Source organism: Klebsiella sp. R445, assembly GCF_051131755.1.
GTDB classification, from domain to species: Bacteria; Pseudomonadota; Gammaproteobacteria; order Enterobacterales; family Enterobacteriaceae; genus Klebsiella; species Klebsiella lignicola.
Map to the genome: position 1 here is coordinate 2,142,221 of NZ_CP180446.1, position 25,044 is coordinate 2,167,264.

The 25,044-nt window shown below is 52.6% G+C and carries 22 protein-coding genes; 14 read left to right on the forward strand and 8 right to left on the reverse strand.

The window, feature by feature from the left end; translation table 11 throughout:
• Positions 1–7: 7 nt before the first annotated feature.
• From ACMYSN_RS10015 to ACMYSN_RS10030, 4 genes are all read right to left on the reverse strand, one after another.
• Positions 8–427 (reverse strand): RbsD/FucU domain-containing protein, encoded by a 420-nt coding sequence (locus tag ACMYSN_RS10015; protein ID WP_462497890.1) that lies wholly within the window; start codon positions 425–427, stop codon positions 8–10.
• 68 nt (positions 428–495) lie between these two features.
• Positions 496–1,260 carry an SDR family NAD(P)-dependent oxidoreductase gene (locus ACMYSN_RS10020; protein WP_123755577.1) on the reverse strand — a complete coding sequence of 255 codons (765 nt, stop codon included), beginning with the start codon at positions 1,258–1,260 and terminating at the stop codon, positions 496–498.
• 209 nt (positions 1,261–1,469) lie between these two features.
• Positions 1,470–3,344 (reverse strand): TRAP transporter large permease, encoded by a 1,875-nt coding sequence (locus ACMYSN_RS10025; protein ID WP_462497891.1) that lies wholly within the window; start codon positions 3,342–3,344, stop codon positions 1,470–1,472.
• 74 nt (positions 3,345–3,418) lie between these two features.
• A complete protein-coding gene (locus tag ACMYSN_RS10030) occupies positions 3,419–4,375 on the reverse strand; it encodes a TRAP transporter substrate-binding protein (protein WP_462497892.1) in 957 nt (318 codons plus the stop codon).
• A 577-nt stretch (positions 4,376–4,952) separates the two neighbouring features.
• On the opposite strand from ACMYSN_RS10030, the gene gabD reads away from it, so the two are divergent.
• The 13 genes from gabD to ACMYSN_RS10095 all read left to right on the forward strand — a co-directional run bounded on the left by gabD (position 4,953) and on the right by ACMYSN_RS10095 (position 20,491).
• Positions 4,953–6,401: an NAD-dependent succinate-semialdehyde dehydrogenase gene (gabD, locus tag ACMYSN_RS10035; RefSeq protein WP_462497893.1), complete on the forward strand. Its 1,449-nt coding sequence runs from the start codon at positions 4,953–4,955 to the stop codon at positions 6,399–6,401.
• A 515-nt stretch (positions 6,402–6,916) separates the two neighbouring features.
• Entirely contained in the window at positions 6,917–8,320 is a 1,404-nt protein-coding gene (locus ACMYSN_RS10040) for a sugar transferase (protein ID WP_462497894.1), read from the forward strand.
• Complete coding sequence (locus ACMYSN_RS10045) at positions 8,310–9,596, forward strand: outer membrane beta-barrel protein (protein ID WP_462498236.1); 1,287 nt, start codon at positions 8,310–8,312, stop codon at positions 9,594–9,596. The genes ACMYSN_RS10040 and ACMYSN_RS10045 overlap by 11 nt, the downstream gene beginning before the upstream one ends.
• Complete coding sequence (locus tag ACMYSN_RS10050; RefSeq protein WP_434666716.1) at positions 9,593–10,147, forward strand: polysaccharide biosynthesis/export family protein; 555 nt, start codon at positions 9,593–9,595, stop codon at positions 10,145–10,147. Before ACMYSN_RS10045 ends, ACMYSN_RS10050 begins: the two co-directional genes overlap by 4 nt.
• A gap of 1 nt (position 10,148) precedes the next feature.
• Positions 10,149–12,236 (forward strand): GumC family protein, encoded by a 2,088-nt coding sequence (locus ACMYSN_RS10055; RefSeq protein WP_462497895.1) that lies wholly within the window; start codon positions 10,149–10,151, stop codon positions 12,234–12,236.
• A 5-nt stretch (positions 12,237–12,241) separates the two neighbouring features.
• Positions 12,242–13,459, forward strand: coding sequence for a lipopolysaccharide biosynthesis protein (locus ACMYSN_RS10060; protein ID WP_462497896.1), 1,218 nt, complete (start codon positions 12,242–12,244; stop codon positions 13,457–13,459).
• A complete protein-coding gene (locus tag ACMYSN_RS10065) occupies positions 13,450–14,823 on the forward strand; it encodes a capsular biosynthesis protein (protein ID WP_462497897.1) in 1,374 nt (457 codons plus the stop codon). The genes ACMYSN_RS10060 and ACMYSN_RS10065 overlap by 10 nt, the downstream gene beginning before the upstream one ends.
• Position 14,824: 1 nt before the next feature.
• On the forward strand, positions 14,825–15,850 hold the full coding sequence (locus ACMYSN_RS10070) for a glycosyltransferase family 2 protein (protein ID WP_462497898.1): 1,026 nt from the start codon (positions 14,825–14,827) through the stop codon (positions 15,848–15,850).
• A complete protein-coding gene (locus ACMYSN_RS10075; RefSeq protein WP_462497899.1) occupies positions 15,831–17,045 on the forward strand; it encodes a glycosyltransferase family 4 protein in 1,215 nt (404 codons plus the stop codon). Before ACMYSN_RS10070 ends, ACMYSN_RS10075 begins: the two co-directional genes overlap by 20 nt.
• Entirely contained in the window at positions 17,042–18,151 is a 1,110-nt protein-coding gene (locus ACMYSN_RS10080) for a glycosyltransferase family 4 protein (protein ID WP_462497900.1), read from the forward strand. Before ACMYSN_RS10075 ends, ACMYSN_RS10080 begins: the two co-directional genes overlap by 4 nt.
• Before the next feature lie 2 nt (positions 18,152–18,153).
• Entirely contained in the window at positions 18,154–18,561 is a 408-nt protein-coding gene (locus tag ACMYSN_RS10085) for a hypothetical protein (protein ID WP_462497901.1), read from the forward strand.
• Between the two features lie 26 nt (positions 18,562–18,587).
• Positions 18,588–19,982, forward strand: coding sequence for a DUF4832 domain-containing protein (locus ACMYSN_RS10090; protein WP_462498237.1), 1,395 nt, complete (start codon positions 18,588–18,590; stop codon positions 19,980–19,982).
• A gap of 2 nt (positions 19,983–19,984) precedes the next feature.
• Positions 19,985–20,491, forward strand: coding sequence for a serine acetyltransferase (locus ACMYSN_RS10095; protein ID WP_462497902.1), 507 nt, complete (start codon positions 19,985–19,987; stop codon positions 20,489–20,491).
• 82 nt (positions 20,492–20,573) lie between these two features.
• On the opposite strand, the gene crl is transcribed toward ACMYSN_RS10095, so the two are convergent.
• The 3 genes from crl to gpt form a co-directional block, all read right to left on the reverse strand.
• A complete protein-coding gene (gene crl / locus ACMYSN_RS10100) occupies positions 20,574–20,972 on the reverse strand; it encodes a sigma factor-binding protein Crl (protein WP_462497903.1) in 399 nt (132 codons plus the stop codon).
• Positions 20,973–21,029: 57 nt separating this feature from the next.
• On the reverse strand, positions 21,030–22,274 hold the full coding sequence (gene frsA / locus ACMYSN_RS10105; RefSeq protein ID WP_462497904.1) for an esterase FrsA: 1,245 nt from the start codon (positions 22,272–22,274) through the stop codon (positions 21,030–21,032).
• Positions 22,275–22,380: 106 nt separating this feature from the next.
• The gene (gpt, locus tag ACMYSN_RS10110; RefSeq protein ID WP_004858267.1) at positions 22,381–22,839 is read right to left on the reverse strand and encodes a xanthine phosphoribosyltransferase; all 459 of its coding nucleotides are present in this window, start codon (positions 22,837–22,839) and stop codon (positions 22,381–22,383) included.
• 257 nt (positions 22,840–23,096) lie between these two features.
• Here gpt and pepD point away from each other — a divergent pair, with 257 nt between their 5' ends.
• Complete coding sequence (gene pepD, locus ACMYSN_RS10115) at positions 23,097–24,554, forward strand: zinc-binding metallopeptidase family protein (RefSeq protein ID WP_462497905.1); 1,458 nt, start codon at positions 23,097–23,099, stop codon at positions 24,552–24,554.
• Positions 24,555–24,588: 34 nt separating this feature from the next.
• Here pepD and ACMYSN_RS10120 read toward each other — a convergent pair whose 3' ends face one another.
• Complete coding sequence (locus ACMYSN_RS10120; RefSeq protein ID WP_462497906.1) at positions 24,589–25,044, reverse strand: GNAT family protein; 456 nt, start codon at positions 25,042–25,044, stop codon at positions 24,589–24,591.

The following is a 25,044-nucleotide window of genomic DNA, read 5'->3' on the forward strand; positions in this document are numbered from 1 at the left end:
CCCGCCATCACAACAGCGTCGGACCGACGGTGAGCAGAATATTGGCAAAGCGGCGGGTCTCGCCGGAGGCGATCACCAGCAGGGTATCCGACGATTTTGCCAGGGCGTAAAACGCATCGCGGGCCACATATTCCGGTTCGGTCATTGCAGAAAGCAGGCTATGGTATTCGCTGGCAATCGTATTATCAAAATCATCCGGGCTGGACATCAGCCGCGCTTTTTCAACATTAATGTAGCCGAGTATTTTTTGTAAAATCACCACGCTGCCAATTAACCCTGGAGAAAAATTAAGATAAATAATCCGCGCCCGTGGTGATGAATTGGTTAACAATGAATAATTCGCATCAGCAATAAGAATATTGGCTTTATGGCCACACAGGGCCAGTGCCTGAAGTAGCTCCGGGTGAATAATGTCTGACTTGATCATCAATTGGTGTCCTTAGTTCATAGCCTATCCTTGCAGGATCTTCGGCGGGATATTCCCGCCCCTCGAAGTTATGCCCGGTAAATACCACCGTTAATATCAAGCGTGGCGCCGGAAATAAAACCATCGTATTCGGAGGCGAGGAAACAGATCGCCCGCGAAACATCTTCCGGCGTGCCGGCTCTTCCCAATGGGATCTCTTCGACAGTACGGTCAGCCGAGGCCTGGGTGGTATGCTGGTTATGAAAACGTGTGCCCAGAATCAGCCCTGGCGCCACGGCATTGACCCGAATGCCAAACTCACCCAGTTCGGCGGCAAGCGAGCGCGTCCACGTCAGCACCGCCCCTTTGGTCATGGAGTACACCAGCGAGCCGGAGTGCCCGCCGGAACGCCCGGCTAACGAGGCCAGATTCACGATACTCGCGCCATCCGTTGCCTCTTTTAGCCACGGCAACGCCTGTTGCGTCACATTGAGCATCGTGGTCATGTTGACATCAATCACCGTGCGCCAGAACTGCGGGTCAATCTCCCCGAGCCATTTGCGGGCAATAATTCCGCCGACGTTATTCACCAGGATATCAATCCCGCCTAAAAATTCCGCCGCCTCGGCAACGCACCGTGCCGCATCTTCTTCCCTGGTTAAATCCGCGTAGCCGCAGGTCGCCTTTCCTCCGCGCTGCTGTGCAAGGGCGATTAATTCTCTGGGACCTTCTTCGCCACTGAAATAATGAATATAGATATCACACCCGGCTTCAATCAGCCTTTTTGCGGTCTCTTTACCAATACCTTGCTCAGCACCGGTAATAAATACTTTTTTTCCTGTTAATGATCCCATTGCCTTCTCCTTTCATTAAAAAATAAATCGCCACCAGCACATAACATTTATCACCGGCAAGAACTAAGCCTGTCGATATCCCCGCCGGCGAGCGTGTTAAATATCAGAGCCTGAGCGATACGATGTTGACCAGGCACCCCGCCAATATGCCAGAGTGCCTTTTCAAAGGTGTTTAAATACGGCGACACCCTGAATGACTTATGTCTAAATTAATACCCGGCCAGTCCCGGTAACCATGTTGTTAACGGGGGTACCATGGCCACGATAATAATTCCGATGAATACCACCGCCAGATATTTCGCCATTGGCCGAATAACGTGTTTCATCTCCACGCCGCATATCGCGCAGGTGGTATAAAGCCCGAGCCCGATAGGCGGGGAAAAGAGGCCGAACCCCATTGCCATTATCATAATGATGCCGAAATGCAGCGGGCTGAAGCCCAGCTGTACGGCGATCGGCACCAGAATCGGCGCAAAGATAATCAGCGCGGGAGCTCCTTCCAGAACCGCACCAAAAATCACCAGAATGACGATGGTTAACAGCAGGAACAGCCACGCGCCCTGCTCAACCCCGATACTGACCAGTAATTCGGCTATTTGCTGAGGGATCATCTGTATCGTCAGCGCATAGGAAAGGCTGGTCGCGCAGGCGACGATAAACAGCAGTACGCCGGACATGGCTGCGATATCGACGAACATTTTCACCGTGGCTTTGAACGTCAGTTCCCGAAAGGCGAGACGACCGACGACGATGGCGTAAATCACCGCAAAGGCTGAAATTTCTGTCGATGTGGCAATCCCCATCATCACGCCGCGGCCAATCATAAAGATCATCACCAGCCCAACGGCGGCGCCAAGATAGAGTTGCGTGCGTGGGCGTAACACCGGGTACGCTTCACTGACGTTAATTTTGCCGCCAAAGCGGTTGGCTGCGATCATCAGCAGCACCAGCAAGCAGGCGGCGGGCACCAGGCCGGCGATAAATAGCGCGCCGATAGAGATGTTCGCCACAAAACCCATCACGATCAGGTTCACGCAGGGAGGGATCGTTTCGGCCATCACCGCCGAGGCGGCGAACACCCCCGCGGCCTCTTCACCGTCCTGCTTAGCCCGACGTACCGCCGGCATCAGCACGCCACCAACCGCCGCCACATCCGCCAGCTTAGAGCCGGAGATCCCGGAAAAGAAGGCCATCGACAGCACGGTCGTCATGTTCAGCCCACCACGAAAGCGCCCCATCCCGCGAACGATAAGTTCAACGAGGCGCGTCGACATCCCGTTAATCTCCATGGCGGCGCCGGCAAGCAGGAAGAACGGAATCGCCAGCAGGACAAAGTGGTCCACTCCCGCGGCAACCTGCTGGGAGAAAAAGACAAATGGTAATGACGGATCGCAGATGAAGAACACCATGGCAGACAGGCCGAGGGTAAACGCAATCGGCACCCCCGCCAGAATACCGAGCACAAAGCAGATGAGCATCAGCCCCGCTGCGGCGCTGGCGGGATCGGCCATCAGCGAGAGTTTCATATAGCCGATGGCGGCGAGAACCACGATGCCCAGGCCGCTGAACAACACAATCCGTATGGACTCACGCAGGGCAAGCTCCAGCGCCGCCACCATCATCACCAGCGAGCCTATCAATACCGGAATGACGTAGATGGTCTGCGGCAGCCCCGTCTCAGTGGTTTGCAGCCGCGCAGCCTGCACCAGGTCATAGCTGGAAATGACCAAGCCGACCGCGACCAGAAACAGGATCCAGCGGCTGGCATGGACGACGTAGGGACGTACCCGTTCCGGCAGGTAGCGCAGGAACAGGTCGACCCCAATATGACCGCCTTTCGCCGTCGACGTGGCGACCCCGAAAAACACCAGCGCAATCATCAACGCACGGGCCACTTCTTCAGCCCAGTGAATGGGCGAGTGCAGCGCATAGCGCCAGATAACGGATGCAAACACCACCAGCACATTGATAAACAGTACCAGCGCCCCGGCCCAGGCGGTCAGGGTGGTTAAAAACCGGCTCAGTTTGCCCAACAGCGCAAGGGCAACGCACTCATCCTTTGCTTTAATAGAGATATCAGCCATGTTGAGTCCTCTCCACAAGGTTGCTAACCTCACCGCCTGCCTCAGCCGTCACACCGCCGGGCAAGCGGTGCCGATCATGATGGGTCTTTTGCCGCCGCGGTAATTTCATCAACGATGGGCTTCATATCCGGGTACTGGTTGAGGAACGTCTGCCACACGGGCTGCACCTGCTGATAGAAGTACTGGCGATCGGTTTCGCGGAAGGTCACCCCTTTCGCTTCGAGATTCTTGATGGCTTCCTGCTCTTTTTTACCGGCCTGCTGGCGCTCGTAGTCCGTCGCCTCTTTTGCCGCCGCCAGCACCTCCGCGCGCAGCTCCTGCGGGATTTGCTCAAAACTCTTTTTATTCATGGCAATCATCAGCGGATTGTAGCTATGGCGGGTCAGGGTGCCGTTTTTGACGATTTCATAATATTTGCTGGCATAAATCGTCGGAGCATCATGCTCCACGCCGTCAATCACCCCCATTTGCAAACTGGAATAGACTTCGCCTCCCGGCATCGGGATCGCCACCGCTCCCATATGATTCAGCGTGGCGATGAAATTAGGTACCGGCAGGACGCGAATTTTGAGATTTTTTAAATCCTCAGGCTTTTCAATCACCTTTTTGGTATAGATGTTGCGGGCGCCCAGGTTAAAGCCATAACCGAGCACCATCACGTTGGCTTTCTCCATCATGAGTGCCGAGAGTTTGTCCCCCGCTTTGCCATCCAGCGCTTGCCCGACCTGGTTGTAGTCTTTAAATAAATACCCGAGATCCAGCACGCCCATTTCAGGCACCAGCGTGGCCCAAATAGAGGTACCGGAAATCATCATATTAATCGCCCCGATACGCACCTGCTGAGTGGCGTCCGCCTCTTTCCCCAGCATGCCGTTAGCAAAATAGTTGAGCTTAATTTGCCCTTTCAATTTCGCATTATTGTTAAGGTTTTCCTGAAAGCGGCTGAACCAAATGTAATGCGCTGAGGATTCATCCGCCGGAAGCGAAGAGTAAACGCGGAAGTTGAGCGCCGCGTGGGCCAGGGTACTCACCGTACTCCCGACAAGCAGGGCCGAGCTTAAACAAGCCAATGCAAAAATACGTCTGGCCGAACAAAACTGTTTCATTTTCATCATTGTTATCCTTTCACAAACCGTAGGGGTGTCTGTTGCACCTTTGGGCCTCGCTAAATCGCCAGGGTCTTCAGTCATAACCGGAATAAAAATTTCTTCTGTAACGTTTTAGTGTAACGTTACAGAACGTATCGACCCTGCCAGATAAAAGCAAGTTGCTTACCGGCTTGTGTGTGCACAACATGTAAAATTTGTGGCGGGCATCGCGAATTTTGCTGCAGGCTTTGCAGCGCTAAAATCTGGCCACCGCTGTTTAGTCACTGTTTAGAGCCTGTCCCAATAGAGGTCATTGTTGCAGCCAGTTTGGTCACGGACTGCGCGGAACCACCGGAGCGTACAGGCAGTACGTGAGGATGGTGAGCACGGCCCAGGGCCAAATGGCAAATAAAATAGCCTGGCCGTCCCTTCGGCTCAGGCGTCTACACTTAACAGAGAAGGGAGTGACAGACGACCCCACTCCCTTTCCCCGTTAAACGCACTGAAACAGGACATCATCATGCAATTGAATGACCAGGATTTGTTTCGCCAACAGGCCTTTATCAATGGAGAGTGGCGAGATGCCACTAGCGGCGATGTGATTACCGTAACGAACCCCGCCAATGGCGAAACGTTGGGTTCAGTCCCGAAAATGGCGACCGAAGAGACCCGCGACGCCATCCTTGCCGCCAGTCGCGCCCTTCCCGCCTGGCGCCAGCTCACCGCCAAAGAGCGCGCGACGATCCTGCGCCGCTGGTTCGATTTAATCATGGCGAATCAGGACGATCTGGCACGCCTGATGACGCTGGAGCAGGGTAAACCGCTGGCGGAAGCCAAAGGCGAAATTGCTTATGCCGCCTCCTTTATCGAATGGTTTGCCGAAGAGGGCAAACGGATCTACGGCGATACCATTCCCGGCCATCAGGCGGATAAACGCCTGATCGTCATCAAGCAGCCGATCGGCGTGACCGCCGCAATTACCCCCTGGAATTTCCCGGCAGCGATGATCACCCGCAAGGCCGGTCCGGCGCTGGCGGCCGGCTGTACGATGGTGCTCAAACCCGCCAGCCAGACCCCCTTCTCCGCGCTGGCGCTGGCCGAACTGGCGACCCGCGCCGGGATCCCGGACGGGGTGTTCAATGTGGTGACCGGCTCCGCCAGCGCCATCGGCAACGAGCTGACCGGCAACCCGCTGGTACGTAAACTGACGTTTACCGGCTCCACCGACATCGGCCGCCAACTTATGGCGCAGTGCGCCCAGGACATTAAAAAAGTCTCGCTCGAGCTGGGCGGCAACGCGCCGTTTATCGTGTTTGATGATGCCGATCTGGATAAGGCGGTCGAAGGCGCAATGGCCTCCAAGTTCCGCAACGCCGGGCAGACCTGCGTCTGCGCCAATCGCCTGTACGTGCAGGATGGGGTGTATGAGCAATTTGCCGAGAAGCTACAGCAGGCGGTGAACAAGCTGCAGCCCGGCGACGGCCTGCAGGACGGGGTGACGACCGGGCCGCTGATCGATGAGAAAGCGGTGGCCAAGGTGCAGGAACATATCGCCGATGCCGTTGCAAAAGGCGCCCGGATTATCACCGGTGGCAACGTGCACGCGCTGGGCGGTAACTTTTTCCAGCCAACCATTCTGGCCGATGTTCCCGACAGTGCAAAAGTAGCAAAAGAGGAGACCTTCGGCCCGCTGGCGCCGTTGTTCCGCTTCAAAGACGAAGCGGAAGTGATCCATCAGGCCAACGATACCGAATTTGGCCTTGCCGCCTATTTCTATGCCCGCGATCTGAGCCGCGTCTTCCGCGTTGGCGAGGCGCTGGAATACGGGATCGTCGGTATCAATACCGGTCTTATTTCCAACGAAGTGGCCCCCTTTGGCGGTGTCAAAGCCTCCGGCCTCGGGCGTGAAGGCTCGAAATACGGCATTGAGGACTATTTAGAAATCAAATATATGTGTATTAGCCTGTAAATTAACCTGGCTTAACGACCTCTCTGAAGCCCAAAACGTGTTATTTGCCATCACGCTTTGGGCCTTTTTATGTAGCCAGAATCGCTCAACAAGGGATAGTTACAGGCTAAATCCGGTTGTAAATAATATCCATTCACCAGTAACCATAAAAATATCACGCCTATTTTCAGCAACACCATATATGCCGAAACCAACAGTCCCCATGAATACTGATGCAATAATCTGCACAATAACCAGGTGATTATTAGCAGACAATAACTTTCACCACAAAATGACAATAAAACATTACCGCTTATAATTTACAGTCATGGAAATACTCATTCACATTAAATTCACAGTATTTAATTATTACATCACATTAAATTTAAATTATCATCTATTCGACATGATAAAAACTATACGCTATAATCATGATTGCTCATTGTTCATAACAAATGCGAATGATTATCGGGCATCATGCACAATTTTAGGGCATATATTATTTTGTTTAATTAACTCTATTAAACGAGAGAAAAATGGCAGATAGCAAGATTAAAATTTACAATGCTCGATATAGCAAGTTGATGAAGCTTCTGGATTTTTTCACTGTCAACATTCTGGTATTCATCTACTTAAAGTACTTTCACGTCGAACAATCGACGGCGTCAGTTCTGCTTGGCATTATCTACTCGCTAATATTTATTCGTGGCAATGAATATTTTCATCTTTACACCAACCAGTTCAGAGAGCGTTTATTCACCAAATCCCTCTGCCTGTTTTTTAGCTTATGCATAAGCAGCATCCTGTCTTTTTCTTTTTTCACGCTCGCCGAGAATTTGTTCAATAAACACTCGATACCCAATATCCTTCTGCTGGTTGAAGGCGTGATTCAATGCTCACTCATTATCTTTGCATTCGTCCTGGTTATCAGGTTAATTATCCGGCGCTTTATTAACCGAAAGAAAATCAAAGTTGCGATCCTCGGGATCACCCCTGCCGGGTTAGCCATCGAACATGCGCTGTTAAATGAGTTCACCAAAAACGGGATTGAAATCAGCTATTTTGAAGACCGAAATAATCAGCGCGATAGCCGATTCATCAACATTGAGCAGAAAGGCAATTCACGCGATTTACTCGCGCTCGCCAAAGCTGACGAGATTGATGAAATCTACATCGCGCTGCCGATGGTTGCGCAACAGCGTATCCGGGAGTTCCTTAACCAGTTTTCTGACACCACCGTGGATGTATTTCTGGTCCCTGATCTGTTCTCATACAGCTCGCATATTTCCCAGCTCCGGATGTTCGGGAATATCCAGACCATCAGTATCTTCACCTCACCATTTGATGGTGAAGGTGCGCTGCTAAAGCGTATTGAAGATATCATTCTCGGGGCATTCTTTACCCTGATCAGCTTGCCAGCCATGTTGCTTGTCGCCATCGGTGTCAAACTCACGTCGCCAGGCCCTGTGTTATTTAAGCAAAACCGCTACGGCCTGAATGGTAAGCAGATTCAGGTCTGGAAGTTCAGAACTATGCGGGTAATGGAAAACAGTGAAGTGGTCAAACAGGCCACCAGAGGCGATCCGCGCATTACTCGCTTTGGGGCATTTTTACGTCGCACCTCACTCGATGAACTGCCCCAGTTTATCAATGTGCTGCAGGGACAAATGTCGATTGTTGGCCCTCGCCCCCACGCCGTGGCACATAATGAAGAGTATCGAGGTCTGGTCGATAACTATATGATTCGCCATAAAGTGAAACCTGGCATTACGGGTCTGGCGCAGATTCATGGCTTCCGCGGCGAAACCGACACTTTAGATAAGATGGAAAGTCGTATTCACTACGACCTCGAATATATTCAGTCATGGTCGTTATTTCTGGATCTCAAAATTATTTTCCTGACCTTCTTCCGCGGGTTTGTGGGTAAAAATGCGTTTTAGACTCCCCCTTCTGGCCGGTCTTCTGTATATACCCTGCGTATATGCTGACCTGCAGGCAAAACCACATACGGGAGTGGCCGGCATCGATTTCGAAAGCCAGGTGGGCTATGACGTGGGTTACAACGACAACGTGACCTGGCAGCGGGCAAGTGACAATAAAATTGCCTCGGGTTATCAAAATATTAAGCCCATCTTTAAAGCGATTGGGCAGCGTTATGAAGATCGCTATCTGCTGATGTACTCCGGTGACTATCGTAACTACACCAGCGATAGTGCAGATAACCGCAGCAACCACTTCTTCATGTTCAATGGCAACTGGCGCTATGGCAGGATGCACGGACTGTCGCTAGACCTGAATGAGACTCTGGGCCACGAAGAACGCGGTCTGGATACGACGCTGGGCTTTTTGCCAGAGCAGTTTAAAGAGTTTGGCATTAACAAACCGCTAAGTACTCGCTTTTTCAACAGCGAACTGCGCTACAGCTACGGTGCCCCTGAGGGGCGCGGCAAGGCGGAACTGGCGTTACTCTATAAGCAATTGCGCTTTCGCGATCTTTCGAACGTGCAGGCTGCCGATGCGGACTTTTATTACTATATGCGCGATCAGGAATGGCATGAGAACAGCCTGGTTGCCGAGATTTTTGATCAGAAAGCAAAGACGCTTCGCTATCGCTACAGCTTCATTACCAACCAACGCCGCTATGAGCTAAATCCGTTAAAAGATACCAATGAATACTATCTGTTGGTCGGGATGAAAAACCGCCTTTCCGGTAAAACTGAGATTAATGGCAACGTAGCCTGGTTGTACAAAGATTTCATCCATAACCCTGATTCTCAGGGATTTAATGGACTAAACTGGGACATTAACGCTGACTGGAAACCTCTCGAACAGATAAAACTCAATCTACACAGTTCACAGCGCATAAAGGACCCTTCTGACTCAGGCGGCTACATCCTGGTCTCAAATTTCGGTCTGGGTTATGAGCATCACTGGCTGGTGGATCGTTTTTCAACCCTGGTCGATTATTCCTACATTACCGAAGACTATAAACATCAATCAAATGGGCGAAAAGACCAGTCAAACCTTCTGTCGCTGACCTTTAATTATGATTATCGTCCATCCATCAATTTTAAGCTGAAGCTGCAATGGAACACGATGCACTCCAATAAAGATACGGACGTTTTTTATATTGGCCCGGACTACGATCACGCAGTCGAACGCACCCTCGGCTACAACGACTCGGCTATTATTTTTATGACACAGGTACAGATATGATCCTTACAAGCAGGAAACTGGCAATGATTCCTCTGCTGGCATGGTTGCTGACAGGCTGCTCGACACCGCCACAAACGGTCAGAAACCCGCCTGATGCCGTCTATCATTTGGATCAAGGTGATGAAGTGAACATTACCGTATCAGGTGAACAGGATCTGACCATGCGCGTGAAAATCGATAACAGCGGCAATATCGAATATCCCTATATTGGCTCCCTGACGCTAAAAGGGAAAACCCCCGAACAGGTCAGTAAAGAAATTGCCGACAAACTGCGCGGCAGCTATCTGCAGGCCCCGATGGTGACCGTCAGCATTGCCGAATACCGTAAGATTTACCTGCTCGGTGAAGTCAAAAAACCCGACGGTTACGCCTGGGAGCCCGGCTTAACCGCCGAAAAAGCCATTGCCCTAGCCGGCGGTTTCACCGACCGCGCCGATCGCCATGACATCCGAATTCGCCAGGTACGCAGCGGTAAGCTGCTGGAGAATGTCGCCGCCGACTCCGCCATTCAGGCCGGAGATACCATTATTATTGGAATGAGCTTCTTCTGATATGGCAATTTCATTGGTAGAAAATGGGAAGAAGAAAGAAGGTGTTATCGACTTTACACCCTATTTCAACAAAATTAAGCACCGGCTTATCTGGTGCCTGCTGGTGACCATTCTCGCAGGCGTCGCAGCATTTATCCTGACGCGCTTTATGTCGTCCAGCTATACGGCGACAGCAACAGTGCTGTTTAAAGCCCAGGCCCAGGATGTGTCACCGCTCCCGCGACTGGAAAACTACGATTCCACCCGCAGCGATTACTACGAAACAAAGTACGCCTTAATGAAGTCGCGGGTTGTGCTTGAATCCGCCGTCAAAACGCTGAAGCTCGATCAGGATGCCGAGTTTAACGGAGGTAACAACCTCGATGAGGCGACGAGAGTCAACAATGCGATTCGCGCATTGCAAAAAGAGATCACGATTTCTGGCGTAAGAACCACCCAGTTAGTCGCGGTTTCGATGGAAGCGAAATCGCCAGAGAAAGCAGCCGTCATCGCCAACGGCGTGGCTCAGGCCTTCATCGACTACAGTCTGCAACTGAAGCAAAAAACCTTGCTTCAGGCCCAGGGCTGGAACGAAAAAATGATGGATGACCTGAAAAACAAGATGGCGCAGCAAAAAGCGGACATCGATAATTACCTGAAAAATAACGGATTATTAACCTTTCGCAGCATGGATGGTTATGAAACCGAGCAACTCGGCATCACCATTAATCATCTTGCCGATGCCACTCAGCGTCGCCTGAAGGCCCAAACAATCTGGGACAAAGTGCGTCGTCAGCAGGGTAAACCGCCGGAAGAGATCATTTCGCTGCCGGATATCTCCGGTCATCCACAGATTCAGGATTTGCGCATTGCCTTGACCCAAACGCGCCGTAACTTATCGGAAGCGGCTAAGCACTATGGTCCGAATCATCCCAAATATCGCCAGGCGCAGGCACAGCTACAGACCGTCAACAGCCAGATAGGTCAGGTACTGGGTGAACTGTTAAACGGTTTGCGCCAGCAATACCAGATTGCCCTGGATGATGAGCAGCACTACCAGCAGATGCTTAACGCGCAAAAAGACAACTTCCAGGAACTGGCCGCTAAACGCGATAAATACAACACTATGACGACGGAGCTGAATAAAACCGAAGAGTTGTATAAGTCTTTGTATCAGCGAGCCAATGAGCAAAAACTGTCCGAGCAGTTTTCCGTTCCGGACGAGGTTATCTACGACGCGGCCGTACCGCCTGAAATCCCGTCGAAACCTAATCGTGGATTGTTAATCGTGATGGTCGCTATGATGGCACTGGCCCTGTACGTCATGTACCTGATCATCAGCACCGCCCTCGATAAAAGGGTCAACAACATCAGTGAACTGAAAAGCAAAGCCGCCCTGGATGCCAGTGGTGAATTCCCGCTATTGCCCCATCAGGAGAGCGCAAAAAACACGTTCCAGAACGTGCTGTATGCCGACATGCTCCACAGCCTGCGCCTGGCGTTACTGAATAAAACGGCGCTCCCGAGCAGCATTTTGCTTACCGCGGTGCGCTCACAATCCGGTAATAGCCTGATGGCAGAGCTGCTGGCCTGGTCTGCCAGTAGAGCCGGTAAAACTCTGCTTATCGATCTGGATTATCTCACCAGTTCCGGGTTATCCAGCCGATGGCCTCAACATAAAGCCGGATTTAGCCAATACCTCAACGGACAGTGTTCTGTCGAACAGGCGGTCATTGGCTTAGGCGAGAATCTGGACCTGATGCCCCGCGGTGAGCTTAGTGATTCATCGTTGTTATTGCTGACGTCAGAGCGGCTACCTGCCCTCCTGAAGTCACTGCAGCAAAAATACCCGATGATCATCATCGATACGCCATCCCTCAGCCAGGCACAGGACAGCCTGCTGCTGGCACCGCATGTTGATATTGCGTTGCTTGTGGTTAAAGCCGCAGAGCAGGCCGGACAGATTCGTGATGCTGATAGCCGACTGCGTGCGGCTGGCGATCTTCGCGTGACCAGCATCCTCAACCAGGTGACGGAAGAGAATCTGAAGACTCAGGAAGGCCAACGCCTGACTGAACGTGATATGCGCGAACTCATTTCACCGAAATAGAGCTTATGAATTTAATTAAAAGCATCTCATCAATCGCCAGCTCTTCGGTCCTGTCCCAGCTGATAGGCGCTTTTTCCGTATGGCTGATTTCCCATCGCTACGGTATGGCGGAAGTGGGTCACTACGCGATGATTTATAGCAATGTACTGATTGGCGCACAGGTCTGTACCTTTGCGTCACAGCTGCTGATCCCCCGCCAGGAAGATCATGAGCTAGGTCAGAACGTGGTGTTTTGCCTGCTGCAAAGCCTGGTGATGGCGGTGCCGTGGGCGGTGATTACTGGGCTGATTTTTGACCTGAATATTGCCTTTCTCTACCTGATGACCCTGGGCTATGCGCTGGTATTAATAGCCGAGAACCTCTCGCTGCGTGGCGGTAACTATCAGTTTCTGACCTTTCAGCGTATCGCGGTTTCGCTGGTAGTGGCGATTGCCCTGCTGGTCATGCCCAATACCGTGCTGTTCTATCTGGCATGGATGATCGGCATTCTGCTGCTGCTCGGCGCCTGTCTGCTGCGTTTATTTAACTTCAGAACGCTGACGCTGGCGCATTTCTCCCCGACGATGAATGGCCGTTTTCTTCGCGAGCACTGGCAGCATATCAGCCGGGTGGGCAGCGCAGAAGTTCTGGCGATGGCCAGCAATAACCTGCCCACCATGCTGATTAACGTCTGGTTTTCGCCGCTGGTTGCTGGCTATTTTTCGGTGGTCAGCCGCTTCTGCCTGTCACCGGTGATGATCATTGGCAATGCGGTACGCAACTCCATTTTTTCAAAATGGTCAATGGACTTCCGCAATAATACCTTTAACTATCAAGAGTATAAAAAAGTACGTTTGCTGTTAATTGCCGCAGCGATGGTGTGTATCCTCGGGATCTGGATATTCTACCCGCTGGTTATGCGTCTGGGCTTCAGTCAGGAATGGCTCGACTCCATTCCAACCTCACGCTATATGCTGCCCTATCTGTTTGCGGCGCTGGCCGTCAGCCCCTTGACCGTCATTGAGCTGATTTTTGGCTCAAAGCGCTACTTCCTGCGGATCCAACTGGAGCAGTTGCTGATTATTGGCGTTGCCTTTGTGGCGATGCCCAAAATGGGTGTGAGCTATGAAATTTCGCTGCTGACCTTTTCGGTGCTCACCAGCGTACGCTACCTGTTTATCCTGCTGAAAATGAATACCAGGGCGAAGAAGCTCTCCCTGCAGGAGCAGAACGCATGCAATTGAATACCGGCCGCTATCTGGAAGCGTTTGCCCTGACGACTATCGTCTTCTGCGGCACCGTTCAGTATTTCACCGGTATTGCGGCCGTGCTGTGGCTGCCCTTTTTTATGGTGCTGATCATGGTAATACTGCTGATGATGCAGAGCCATCCGCAGCCCCTGACGTTAAGCACACGTGAAAAGGTAGTTCTCGCGCTCTATCTGACGTTTATTTTCCTGAGCCTCGCGTCGACCGTGCTGCAGTCCGGTATCGTGACCACTATTGTGGGCTTTAAGAACGAACTGGCCCTGTCGCTGGTAATGTTCTGCATGTTGCTCGGCATGTTCCGCGAATCACAGCTACACCGGTTAACCCAACTCTTCTACTGGCTGTTTTACGTCCAGTTCCCGATTGCTATCTATCAGGTGCTGTTTGTGGTGCCAAAACGCGTCGCCATACGCGGCGAAGATGAAAAGTGGGATTCGGTTGTGGGCACCTTCGGTGGCGATCCGATGGGTGGAGGGAATACCGCCGCCATGGGGATGTTCTGCCTGCTGATCATGCTGTTAAAGGTGTCAGAATTTAAACACGGCATCTGCTCGTTTAAATCCATGGTCATTCATATCGTGCTTGCTTTTGTGCTCTGCGTGATTGGTGAAGTGAAATTCGTCATTCTGCTCTCTCCTTTCCTGCTGGCGCTCCTGTGGATCATGCCTGGCTATGTCAGCGGCGTCAGTAAAGTCAGCCTACGCTCGCTGTTGATTATTGCCGTGGGAATGGTGGTGTTGATTTTTGCCGCGATCACGATTCTGGCCGCCAACTATTCTTCAGCATTTGGCGGCGACCCGACAAAAAGCGCGCTGTCGGTGTTTATCGACTCCCTCGGCTATATTTTTGACACAAACTACATTATGGACACCGGCGAACTTGGGCGCTTTACGACCCTGTTTTTCTGGATGCAGCACAACGAGTTGTTTGGTCCCGGTGGAATGCTGTTCGGCTATGGTCTGAATGCCACCAACAGCGGCAGTACCGTCTCTCCTGGCTATATTGGCGCCTGGTTCCATTTAATTCTCGACTCCACGGCATTAAGCATGCTGCTTTGGGAAGTCGGGATCATTGGCGTCGTACTATTTATTGCCATGATATCGTCGATTCTTATCTCGATGCGGCCAAAAGAGACATTTTCTCGCAGTGAGTTGAAGCGGGAAGATATACAACTGCTTAGTTCAGCCCCGGCATTTTATGTCTTTGTCATCGGATGTTTGCTCAGTCTCCCCTATAGCCAGATCCTGATGATTATTCCCATGCTACAGTTTTTATTATGGCTGGCCCTTGGGGCTCTGATTGTCATCCACCGCTCTGTCCGTTTGAATTCCGGTACCTAATATGAATAAAACTCCTTCGATTACCGTTAGCATTAAGACCCTGAATGAAGCTCAGGGAATTGAAAAAACGATCGACAGTGTGCGTAAGCAATTACAACCCTATCCTCACCAGATTATCGTCGCGGATAGTCTCTCCAGCGATAACACCCGTGAACTGGCGGTCGCCAAAGACGCGATGGTCGTGTGCCTGGATAACGCCAAAGACCGCTGCTGCGGGATAGGCCACCAGTTGGGCTGGCTCTACAGCGAAGGGGATTATCTGCTGCTGCTGGATGGTGACATGGAACTGGAACCTGGTTTCCTTGATACGGCAGTCGCTTTCCTTGAAGCGCATCCGGAATATGCCGGGGTGGCGGGCAGCGTTGAGATGGATGATGCCTCCAACTACGAATTTAAATCCCGCAAACAGCGTCTACATCTTATCTATCCGCAGGGTGATACCGATCATCTGGGCGGTGGCGGACTTTATCGTCGCGCGGCGATAGAAAAAATTGGCTATCTGACAAACCTCAATCTGCACGGCTATGAAGAGGCGGAATTAGGCATTCGTTTACAGTCTGCAGGTTATAAGCTGCATCGCCTTGCTGCCCCCTATTTCAGCCATGCTTCTTACACCATGCCAACCTTCAAAATGCTCACCTATCGCTGGAAAAATGGCTTTTTATGGGCGCCGGGTGAACTCCTGCGCAATTGCTGGGGCAAGGCACATTTCCCAGCGGCCTTCCGGATTGTCAGAAACGAACTGATATTTACCCTGTATCTCCTGTTTTTATTCGTCTGCCTTCTGTCATTGAATCTCAAACTGATCGCTATCGCGATCCTGCCTCTACTGGCATTTACTGCCCTGAAAGCGATTAAAAATAAATCATTGCGAGATGGCGTACAGAGCGTCATCAACTTATCGCTCTTTTCCGCAGGCCTGCTGCGTGGCGTAATTAATTCGGTCAAAGACCCGATGAAACGACCCGCGGTGACCGTGACTAATCCAAAGCATATCAAGACAGAAAATGAAAATATTATTCGTTAATAAGTTCTTCTTTATTAAAGGAGGAGCGGAAACCGTTTACTTTCAGGAGCGGGATGCCATGCTGCAATCTGGTTTTCAGGTTGTGGATTTCAGCATGCAGCACCCCGAGAACAAGCCTTCGCCCTGGGAGCAATTTTTCGTACATAACGTAGATTATCATCGCAGTCACGGTCTGCTGGGTAAGATAAAAGCCGGCGTCGACTTTATTTATAATTCTGAAGCATGTGAAAAGCTCAATACCTTGTTGCTGCAGGAGCAACCGGACATTGTCCACTTCCACAATATCTATCATCAGCTCACGCCCGCGCTAATTGGCGTCGCCAAACGCTTTGGCTGTAAAACCGTACTCACCGCGCATGATTATAAAATCGTCTGTCCGTCCTACACCATGCTGCGTGACGGACACGTCTGCGATGACTGTATTACCGGTTCGGTGATGAATGCCTTCCGCCATCGCTGCCAGCAGGGTGACACCGGCAAAAGCCTGTTGCTCTCTCTGGAAGCCTACTGGCAGAAGTTTGCCAAAAACTACTCCATGCTCGATTCCATCGTCGCGCCTAGTGAATTTATGCGCCAGACCCTGCTGCGTAAGTTACCTCACGCCCGAATTGACGTCATCGTGAATGGCATTGATGCCAGCACGACAACGCCAGGAGATACCGCAGGGGATTATTTTCTCTATATTGGCCGTTTGAGTCGTGAAAAAGGGGTCGCCACCCTGGCGCAGGCGCAGTTGAAAATGCAGCAAACCATGCCGCTTAAAATAATCGGTGATGGCCCATTAAATGATGATCTGCGTTCGCGCTTCAGCGGGCCGGAATTCCTCGGCTATATGCGCCATGGCGAGGCCCTCAACGATCTGATACGCGGCGCCCGGGCGGTGATTGTCCCGTCGGAATATTATGAAAACTGTTCGATGTCGGTGCTGGAAGCCATGGCGTTTGGCCGCCCTGTCGTCGGCGGTAACATTGGCGGTATTCCAGAGCAGATCCGCGATGGAGTTGACGGTTATCTCTTTGAACCCGGAAATGCCGATGCGCTGGCGCAGATCATGGACTCACTGGCAGCAAACCCGCAACAGGCCCGCGAAATGGGGGTCAATGCTCGCCAGCGCTTACAGGATAAGTACGATCTTGCCCACCATATGCAGGTGCTACGGGAACTCTACCAGCAGCTCGCGGGAGAACAACAATGAAGACCAACGTCACGGTTCTTGGCACGCGCGGCATTCCTGATGTTCAGGGGGGCGTAGAAACACATTGCCAGAATTTATATCCGGAAATCTATCAGCAAAATCATGCTGATATCTGTGTCATCGCACGCTCGCCGTACGTTAGCTATCGTCGTAGCGAGTACAAAGGCGTCCGCCTGAAAAGCCTGTGGGCGCCAAAGAGCCGTAAATTCGAAGCGATTGTTCACTCAACGCTGGCCGCTTTCAGCACCCTGTTTGATGGCTCAAACGTGGTCCATGTTCATGCCGTTGGCCCAGGATTAGTGGTTCCGCTCCTGCGTTTGCTGGGCAAGCGCGTTGTATTTACCCACCATGGTCCGGATTACGATCGCCAGAAATGGGGGAAAATGGCGAAAGAGATGCTGCGTCTCGGTGAGAAGTGGGCCGTCAAATATGCCAACGAAGTCATCGTTATCTCGGAAGTGATCAACAATCTGATCAAGACCAACCATGGTCGCACCGACGCCAACGTCATTTATAACGGCGTGCGTCAGTTGCCACTTCCACCGCAGGAGGCGATGGAGGCGACGCTGGATAAGTACGGCCTGAAAGCGGGTCAGTACATTGTCGCGGTGGCCCGTTTTGTTGAGGAGAAAGGCCTCCATGATCTGATCGCCGCCTATACAGCCGCGCAATGTCAGGTTTCGCTTGTGCTTATCGGTGATGCTGACCATCCCGATGAGTACAGCCAGCGGTTAAAGCAACAGGCGGCCGGCCAGCCCAATGTCATCATGACCGGTTTTATCAGCGGTGAGCCGCTTCAGACATTATTTTCACAAGCCGGGCTGTTCGTTCTGCCTTCATACCATGAAGGTTTGCCGATTGCCCTGCTGGAAGCCATGTCATGGTCCCTGCCGGTGGTGGTCAGCGACATTCCTGCCAATATGGAGATTGGCCTGCCGTCAGATATCTATTTCCCGGTAGGAAACGTTGCCGCACTGGCGCAAAAACTACAGGCCTGGCATGGCCCAGGAGCCGTTGACTACAGCCAACTGATGCCGAAGTATCGCTGGCCAGAAATTGCCGCTGAAACCGCCAAAGTTTATCAGCGCCTAACCGATAAGGCTTGATAGTGCCGAAACCTACATCAGAACGGGTCGTCGATCGTTTCTATTCCTCGCTCGATGCGGAAGTAGAAGCTTCGCTAACCCCGGAACAAAAACGTGGAATAGAGCAGGCGCTGGTCCGGGCGACGCTCGCCTCACGACATCGGATTGATTTTCGGCGGAGCTTTCCTTTCTTTCACCGCCGCTACTTTGTGGTTTTCTTGTTTGGGCGGGATCTGCGTCAGCATTCACGGGACGGAGCGCTCGGCCGCTTTTTCTCAACGCTGGCGATTATGGTCGCCCTGCTGTTATGCATTTTATCCGTACTGCTGGCGCTCTACATGTTCAAGTCCGCACTTGGGATTGACGTCTTCAAGAACTTCCATGTCGGTATCTGGACATGGTTTGTTAACCTTCATGACAAAGTGAACTAACGATGGCTGCTGCTTATTTCCGCGCGATGCCGGTCCTGGCGACACTCCTGGTCACCAGCTTAGCACCCTCATTTTCTGCATGGGCAGAACGTATCGTCATCACCCCGCCCGCCTTCGACGGGATCTTAACCAACCCAGGCATGGGCGTGGCCAGTTTTCACGATGGTTACGGGCAGAAACCGACGCCGGAGGAGTACCCTGACACCGGCATTGAATACGACCGTTTCTACTGGAACGAACTGGAACCTCAGGAAGGCGTTTATCAGTTTGACGCTATCGAACACGCGTTCTCCGTCGCGCAACACCATCAGCCGGCAATGAACGTTGGCCTGCGCGTCATGGTACTGGATGAACCGCAGTCGGGTTCGAAAATCCCGGACTGGCTGATAGCAAAAGGCATAAAAGGTCAATGGGTCGAAAACGGTAAAACCTTTGTGCCGGATCTGAGCGATCCTGTTTTTATCGCCTACGCCAAAAAGCTGCTAAACGCCATGGGCGCTCGCTACGATGGCAATCCGGAACTGGCGTATATCGATATTGGTATCGTGGGCTCCTGGGGTGAATGGCATAACTCCAATTTTGGCGATGTGCAGCCTTTGATGGAGAAATACACCCCGGCGCAGCTCAATCGCTATGTCGATATGCACTTCACCAGCTTTCCCAAAACGCCCAAAATTATGCTCATCAGCGGCGGGGAATCCCTGGCCTACGCCAGCCAAAAGGGTGCCGGATGGCGTGCTGACTGCTGGGGGGACTGGCATAACTTTACCCCGGACTGGAGCCATATGCACGACGATTACCCCGCGCGCCTGGCTGCCGCGCAGGCTGCTTTCACTGGGTTTAACACCCGCTGGCACCATGCGCCGGTCAGTCTTGAAATTTGTGGCTATATGAGCGAATGGCAAAGCGTGCAGCACTACACCCGTGAGCAGGTTCAGGCAACGTTTGACTGGGCTATAGCGCAGCATGCCAGTACGCTGAACCTGAAATCGCGCCTGGTTCCCGCTGAATACCGCGATATCCTCGATCGCGCTTTGTTGCGCATTGGCTATCGCTATCGCGTCAGCCAGATCCAGCTTGAAAATTCCGTGCAGTCAGACCAGCCGCTTATCGTGGCTGCCACCTGGCACAATGATGGGGTGGCACCGGTTTATCTGCCCTGGCTGATGCAATGGCGGATCGTTAATGCCCGTGGTGATGTCGTTGCCCGGAAAACCACTCAGGATGATGTTCGTCAGTGGCTACCCGGCAGCCATCAGAGCCATTTCTCTTTTGACATGCCCACCGCCATTCCCGTTGGGAAATATCAGTTGGAGGTTGCCTTAACTAACCGTCAGGGCACGCCACGCATTCGCCTCGCAAATGAAGGCCGAAAAGCGGATGGTTGGTATCCAATGGCTTCATTTAACATTAAGGAATAATTATGTTTGAATCCATCCGGCAGGTACGTCAGGAAATCAAGCACACCGGCGGTATGAAAGCCAAAATAGCCATTCTGCTTTATCGTCTGGCGACGCTCTATCGCAGCCGTAATCCACTCTACAAACTGTGCGCCATCCCTTTTATCATCCTGAACAAAACCATCAACGAATGTCTGTTTTGTGTCGAAATCCCCTGGCAAACGCGTATCGGCTATGGATTAAAGCTTTTTCATCCCCACTGCATCGTCATTAACCGGGGTACGGTAATCGGCAACAACTGCATTCTGCGTCAGGGGGTCACAATCGGGAGCGTTACCGATAGCCATGGCGAGGAAGGCGCCAGCCCGCAAATTGGCGATAATGTGGAGTTTGGTGCACATGCCGTCGTGATCGGTGCCGTCACGCTGGGCGATAATGTGAAAGTGGGGGCCGGCACGGTGGTCACCAAAGATCTGACGGACGGCATGATTGCCGTTGGTCAGCCACCCCGCATCATCAACATGGGCTAAATCATCACCTGCTACGCAGGCTACGGGAATAAAAAAATCCACGCTACATAGCGTGGATTTTTTTCATGGAACCGTTAGCGCGTCAGGCACGGAGTCTGAGGGGCTCGCTCACGTCGTCGGCGGCTTCCAGCTTCAGGCTGAATGTCACCAGTAATGCTTTAGCCCGGTCGTGAAAATCAAGCAGCGTCTTCTCAAGCTTCTCTTTAACTTCAGGATCGTCGATCGCCTCCGGGCGCCAGACCCCTTCTTTATCAAACAAGCCAAACTGATAGCTGTAGGTGAAGCGCGATGCCTGTGCTTCCATCTCCATCCACCATCCCCAGAACTCGCGTTTCTCCGGCGCCGGTTTTACATTGACGCAGACTGCCAGGCAATCGAAAAAGAAGCGGTTGTCTTCACACTGCCCTTCGCGAATATAAGGGCCAAGAGCCGTGAATTTCTTCATCAGCTTACTCTTCAGGTGTCCACTTGGTAACGTCATTGCGATCTCCTTTAGTGATGCAACTGTTTTACCAAATCAATAAAATTTAGCAATATATTAACTAAATCTATCACTGATCCACCGGGCGATCTGCTGCAGAGCGCGATCGAAATTGTGATAAACGGGCTTGAATGGAATCTCAAGCAGTTTGCCATCGGCCGAAGACGACGTAATTAAACGCGATTCCTCTTCCGGGCTGAACGGATCGTTTTTCCAGAAGCCGGACAGCATCGGGGTCGGACAGCGGCGCCCAAGCAGTCCCTGGGTTTTTAGCGAATAGCGGTTCAGCTCCACGCGCAACGCCTCATCAGACGCATCGTGCATTCCCAGCCGCGACGCCAGAACGTCCAGATACATTTCCGGCACCCGCCCCTGACGCAGCGGATCCACCAGCAGGCTGTGCACCACCGGGCCAAGGCAGGCCACCGCCTTCAAACGCTGGGGTTCCAGATAGCCCAGGCGGACGGCGACGTTGGCGCCAAAACGAAAACCAAACGCCGCCACCCGGGTATGATCGACCCATGGCACGTTCGGCAGATACTTCAGCACATGCTGATGCAGCAGGCTGGTGTCCTGGGTCAGTTTCCATTTTGACGAGAAGCCAATCGAAGGCATATCCAGCGTCAGCATGGCGATGCCCAGTGGCGCAAAATACTTCTCATACAGGCTGTAGTAGTCGGTCTGAAGCGCATCCAGCCCACCGCACATCAGAACCACCGGATACGGCCCCTCACCTTTCGGCATATGCAGGAAGCCGGTCACCGGCGCGCCGCCGGGCACAGGAAACTCCAGCTCACGCATCTCACCCGGCAGACGAAGCACCGCCTCTTCATAAGCGCGATTGGCCAGTGCCTGGGCCTGCTCGGCCAGTTCATCACCTTTAATATGCGGATAGGCAGCAATACTGTAGAGGTTCGACGCATGAAGCCAGTGGCGCCCGCTGAGGAGCGGATCGGCCTCCTGACTGGCGGCCTGCTGCCAAATCATCGCCTGCTTCGCCCACTCGAAGATCCAGTTCCCGCCGCGGTAGCCGACGACGGTATCGTAAAGGTCGGGATCGGTACGCTCGGCATCGCTCATCACAATGCGCGCCTGCACGTCGAGGATCTCCTGAGGAGTGACGCCGCGCCAGACCCACATCAGGCGGTTGATCAGACGATACCAGTGATCAACGTTGGTACCGTCGAGTGCGGACTGGATCGGTTGCTGCGAGCCCGAGGCAAACCGGCGCACCAGCGTAGAGGTTTCTGGATGTTTGAATCGAGGTTTAAACAGCGTTTCACTAAGGTTAGGTTGTGACATGTGCAGTCTCCATCGTGTTGCCACTCTGGTCATTGTAACCTGCATACGGCGAAAAAAAACCACGCCCGGCATAACCGGGCGTGGTAATTAGCATTTCGGTTGGAAATTAACGACCAGAGATCGGCGGTACGAACACCACGCCCATATCCCACGGTTGTTCAATCCAGGTATCCTGGGGAATATCAACAACATAATCATCAACCAGCGGACGACCAGCCGGTTTAGCGAAAATGGTGACAAAGTGAGCTTTTGGATACATTTCGCGAATGGCGACAGCGGTACCACCGGTGTCAACCAGGTCATCAATAACGATGAAGCCTTCACCATCACCCTCAGCGCGTTTCAGAACGGTCAGTTCGCGCTGGTTGTCGTGGTCGTAGCTGGAGATGCAAACGGTATCAACATGACGAATACCCAGTTCACGCGCCAGTAATGCGCCTGGCACCAGACCACCACGGCTGACGGCAATAATCCCTTTCCATTGTTCAGAAGGCATCAGACGATTGGCCAGTTTGCGGGCGTGAATCTGTAACATGTCCCAGGTGACGACGTATTTTTCGCTCATGTGAAGTGTCCCAGCCTGTGTAATACGGCTTAAATGATGTTCGAGGGGGAAAATGGTTGCGCGAGATTATAGAGATCTGACGCGCTAAAAACCAGTGTTAAGCGGCATTCGCGACGCTTTTTGCGCGTTTTACACTACCAGTCGCCGTGGAAAGTGGTATTCTCAACCCCACTGCGCAAGCCTGCGCTTGTTGTACTTTTTATTGCTAACCCTCGACCTGTAAAAGATTTTTGCAGGCGATCGTAAGGAGACTCATCGTGTCTGAATTGTCTCAATTATCCCCGCAACCGCTATGGGATATTTTTGCCAAAATCTGCTCCATTCCCCATCCGTCCTATCACGAAGAACAACTCGCTGAACACATCATGGGCTGGGCAAAAGAAAAAGGCTTACACGCAGAACGCGATCAGGTTGGCAACATTCTGATTCGTAAGGCTGCCACTGCCGGTATGGAAAACCGTAAACCGGTGGTCCTGCAGGCGCACCTCGATATGGTGCCGCAGAAAAACAACGATACCGTTCACGACTTCACCAAAGATCCTATCCAACCATACATCGACGGCGAGTGGGTCAAAGCACGCGGCACCACCCTGGGCGCGGATAACGGCATCGGTATGGCATCCGCGCTGGCGGTACTGGCTGATGACAGCGTGGTCCACGGCCCGCTGGAAGTGCTGCTGACTATGACCGAAGAAGCTGGCATGGACGGCGCGTTCGGGCTGCAGGCTAACTGGCTGCAGGCAGACATCCTGATCAATACCGACTCTGAAGAAGAGGGCGAAATCTATATGGGTTGCGCCGGCGGTATCGACTTTACGTCGAACCTGGCCCTGACCCGTGAAGCGATTCCGGCAGGCTTCCAGAGCTTCAAGCTGACCTTAAAAGGGCTGAAAGGCGGCCACTCCGGTGGTGAAATTCACGTCGGTCTGGGCAATGCCAACAAGCTGCTGGCCCGCTTCCTCGCCGGTCATGCGCAAGAACTGGACCTGCGCCTGGTGGATTTCAACGGTGGTACGCTGCGTAACGCCATTCCGCGCGAAGCATTCGCCACCCTCGCCGTGGCGGCTGACCAGGTGCAGCACCTGACCGCGCTGGTGAATACCTACCAGGATATCCTGAAAAATGAACTGGCGGCGAAAGAGAAGAACCTGGTGCTGCTGCTGGATGCGGTCACCAACGATAAAGCCGCGCTGACGGCGGCGTCCCGTGATGGCTTTGTCCGTCTGCTGAACGCCACGCCAAACGGCGTGATCCGTAATTCCGACGTGGCCAAAGGGGTGGTAGAAACCTCTCTGAACGTCGGCGTTGTGACCATGACCGACAACAACGTTGAGATCCACTGCCTGATCCGCTCGCTGATCGACAGCGGCAAAGACTATGTCGTCAGCATGCTGGATTCACTGGGTAAACTGGCCGGTGCCAAAACCCAGGCGAAAGGTGCCTACCCTGGCTGGCAGCCGGATGCTAACTCACCGGTGATGCATCTGGTGCGTGAAACCTACCAGCGCTTGTTTAACAAAACCCCGAACATCCAGATTATCCACGCGGGGCTGGAATGCGGTCTGTTCAAAAAACCGTACCCGGAAATGGATATGGTCTCTATCGGGCCAACCATTACCGGTCCGCACTCCCCGGATGAACAGGTGCATATCGAAAGCGTGGGCCAGTACTGGACGCTGCTGACGGAACTGCTGAAAGCGATTCCGGCAAAATAAGTTTTATCTGCGTCAACCTCGCCCGGATGAACGCTTATCCGGGCGACCTCACCTTCTTCATTCTGTAATTGATCAACGTCTCACCGCGCACGTCCACGTGCTGCTGTTCCACCACCCTGAATCCATGATGCTCAAAAAACGGTTTGGCCGTGATGCTCGACTCCACCGTCAGCGTACCGGACGGGATCTGCGCAGAGAGTGTCTCGAGCAGCCGGTTGGCAATGCCCTGACGGCTATGAGCCGGGGAAACGAACAGTAAATCGATATAGTGGTCCACGGCGGTAATAAACCCCACCGGCTGCTGGTCAAGTAGCGCCACCCACACCTGAGATTGCGCCATTTTTTGCCGCCAGCGCGCCTCATCCACCTGCGCCCAGGCGGCAATCTGCGGTGGGGAATAATCCTCGCTGGCGGTCTGTTGAATCGCCCGTAGAAAAAGGGAGCACAGTGCCGCAAAGTCGTTTTCCTGATACAGCCTGATCGTCAGCAT

Bases quoted from the DNA above. Each gene is read 5' to 3' on its own strand.
- ACMYSN_RS10095 (WP_462497902.1), top strand. From the start codon at position 19,985: ATGTTTGAATCCATCCGGCAGGTACGTCAGGAAATCAAGCACACCGGC.
- ACMYSN_RS10040 (WP_462497894.1), top strand. From the start codon at position 6,917: ATGGCAGATAGCAAGATTAAAATTTACAATGCTCGATATAGCAAGTTG.
- ACMYSN_RS10075 (WP_462497899.1), top strand. From the start codon at position 15,831: ATGAAAATATTATTCGTTAATAAGTTCTTCTTTATTAAAGGAGGAGCG.
- ACMYSN_RS10065 (WP_462497897.1), top strand. From the start codon at position 13,450: ATGCAATTGAATACCGGCCGCTATCTGGAAGCGTTTGCCCTGACGACT.
- ACMYSN_RS10020 (WP_123755577.1), bottom strand. From the start codon at position 1,260: ATGGGATCATTAACAGGAAAAAAAGTATTTATTACCGGTGCTGAGCAA.
- ACMYSN_RS10045 (WP_462498236.1), top strand. From the start codon at position 8,310: ATGCGTTTTAGACTCCCCCTTCTGGCCGGTCTTCTGTATATACCCTGC.
- ACMYSN_RS10050 (WP_434666716.1), top strand. From the start codon at position 9,593: ATGATCCTTACAAGCAGGAAACTGGCAATGATTCCTCTGCTGGCATGG.
- frsA (WP_462497904.1), bottom strand. From the start codon at position 22,274: ATGTCACAACCTAACCTTAGTGAAACGCTGTTTAAACCTCGATTCAAA.
- ACMYSN_RS10015 (WP_462497890.1), bottom strand. From the start codon at position 427: ATGATCAAGTCAGACATTATTCACCCGGAGCTACTTCAGGCACTGGCC.
- ACMYSN_RS10090 (WP_462498237.1), top strand. From the start codon at position 18,588: ATGCCGGTCCTGGCGACACTCCTGGTCACCAGCTTAGCACCCTCATTT.
- ACMYSN_RS10070 (WP_462497898.1), top strand. From the start codon at position 14,825: ATGAATAAAACTCCTTCGATTACCGTTAGCATTAAGACCCTGAATGAA.
- ACMYSN_RS10060 (WP_462497896.1), top strand. From the start codon at position 12,242: ATGAATTTAATTAAAAGCATCTCATCAATCGCCAGCTCTTCGGTCCTG.
- ACMYSN_RS10025 (WP_462497891.1), bottom strand. From the start codon at position 3,344: ATGGCTGATATCTCTATTAAAGCAAAGGATGAGTGCGTTGCCCTTGCG.
- crl (WP_462497903.1), bottom strand. From the start codon at position 20,972: ATGACGTTACCAAGTGGACACCTGAAGAGTAAGCTGATGAAGAAATTC.
- ACMYSN_RS10055 (WP_462497895.1), top strand. From the start codon at position 10,149: ATGGCAATTTCATTGGTAGAAAATGGGAAGAAGAAAGAAGGTGTTATC.
- gabD (WP_462497893.1), top strand. From the start codon at position 4,953: ATGCAATTGAATGACCAGGATTTGTTTCGCCAACAGGCCTTTATCAAT.
- ACMYSN_RS10080 (WP_462497900.1), top strand. From the start codon at position 17,042: ATGAAGACCAACGTCACGGTTCTTGGCACGCGCGGCATTCCTGATGTT.
- gpt (WP_004858267.1), bottom strand. From the start codon at position 22,839: ATGAGCGAAAAATACGTCGTCACCTGGGACATGTTACAGATTCACGCC.
- ACMYSN_RS10120 (WP_462497906.1), bottom strand. From the start codon at position 25,044: ATGCTGACGATCAGGCTGTATCAGGAAAACGACTTTGCGGCACTGTGC.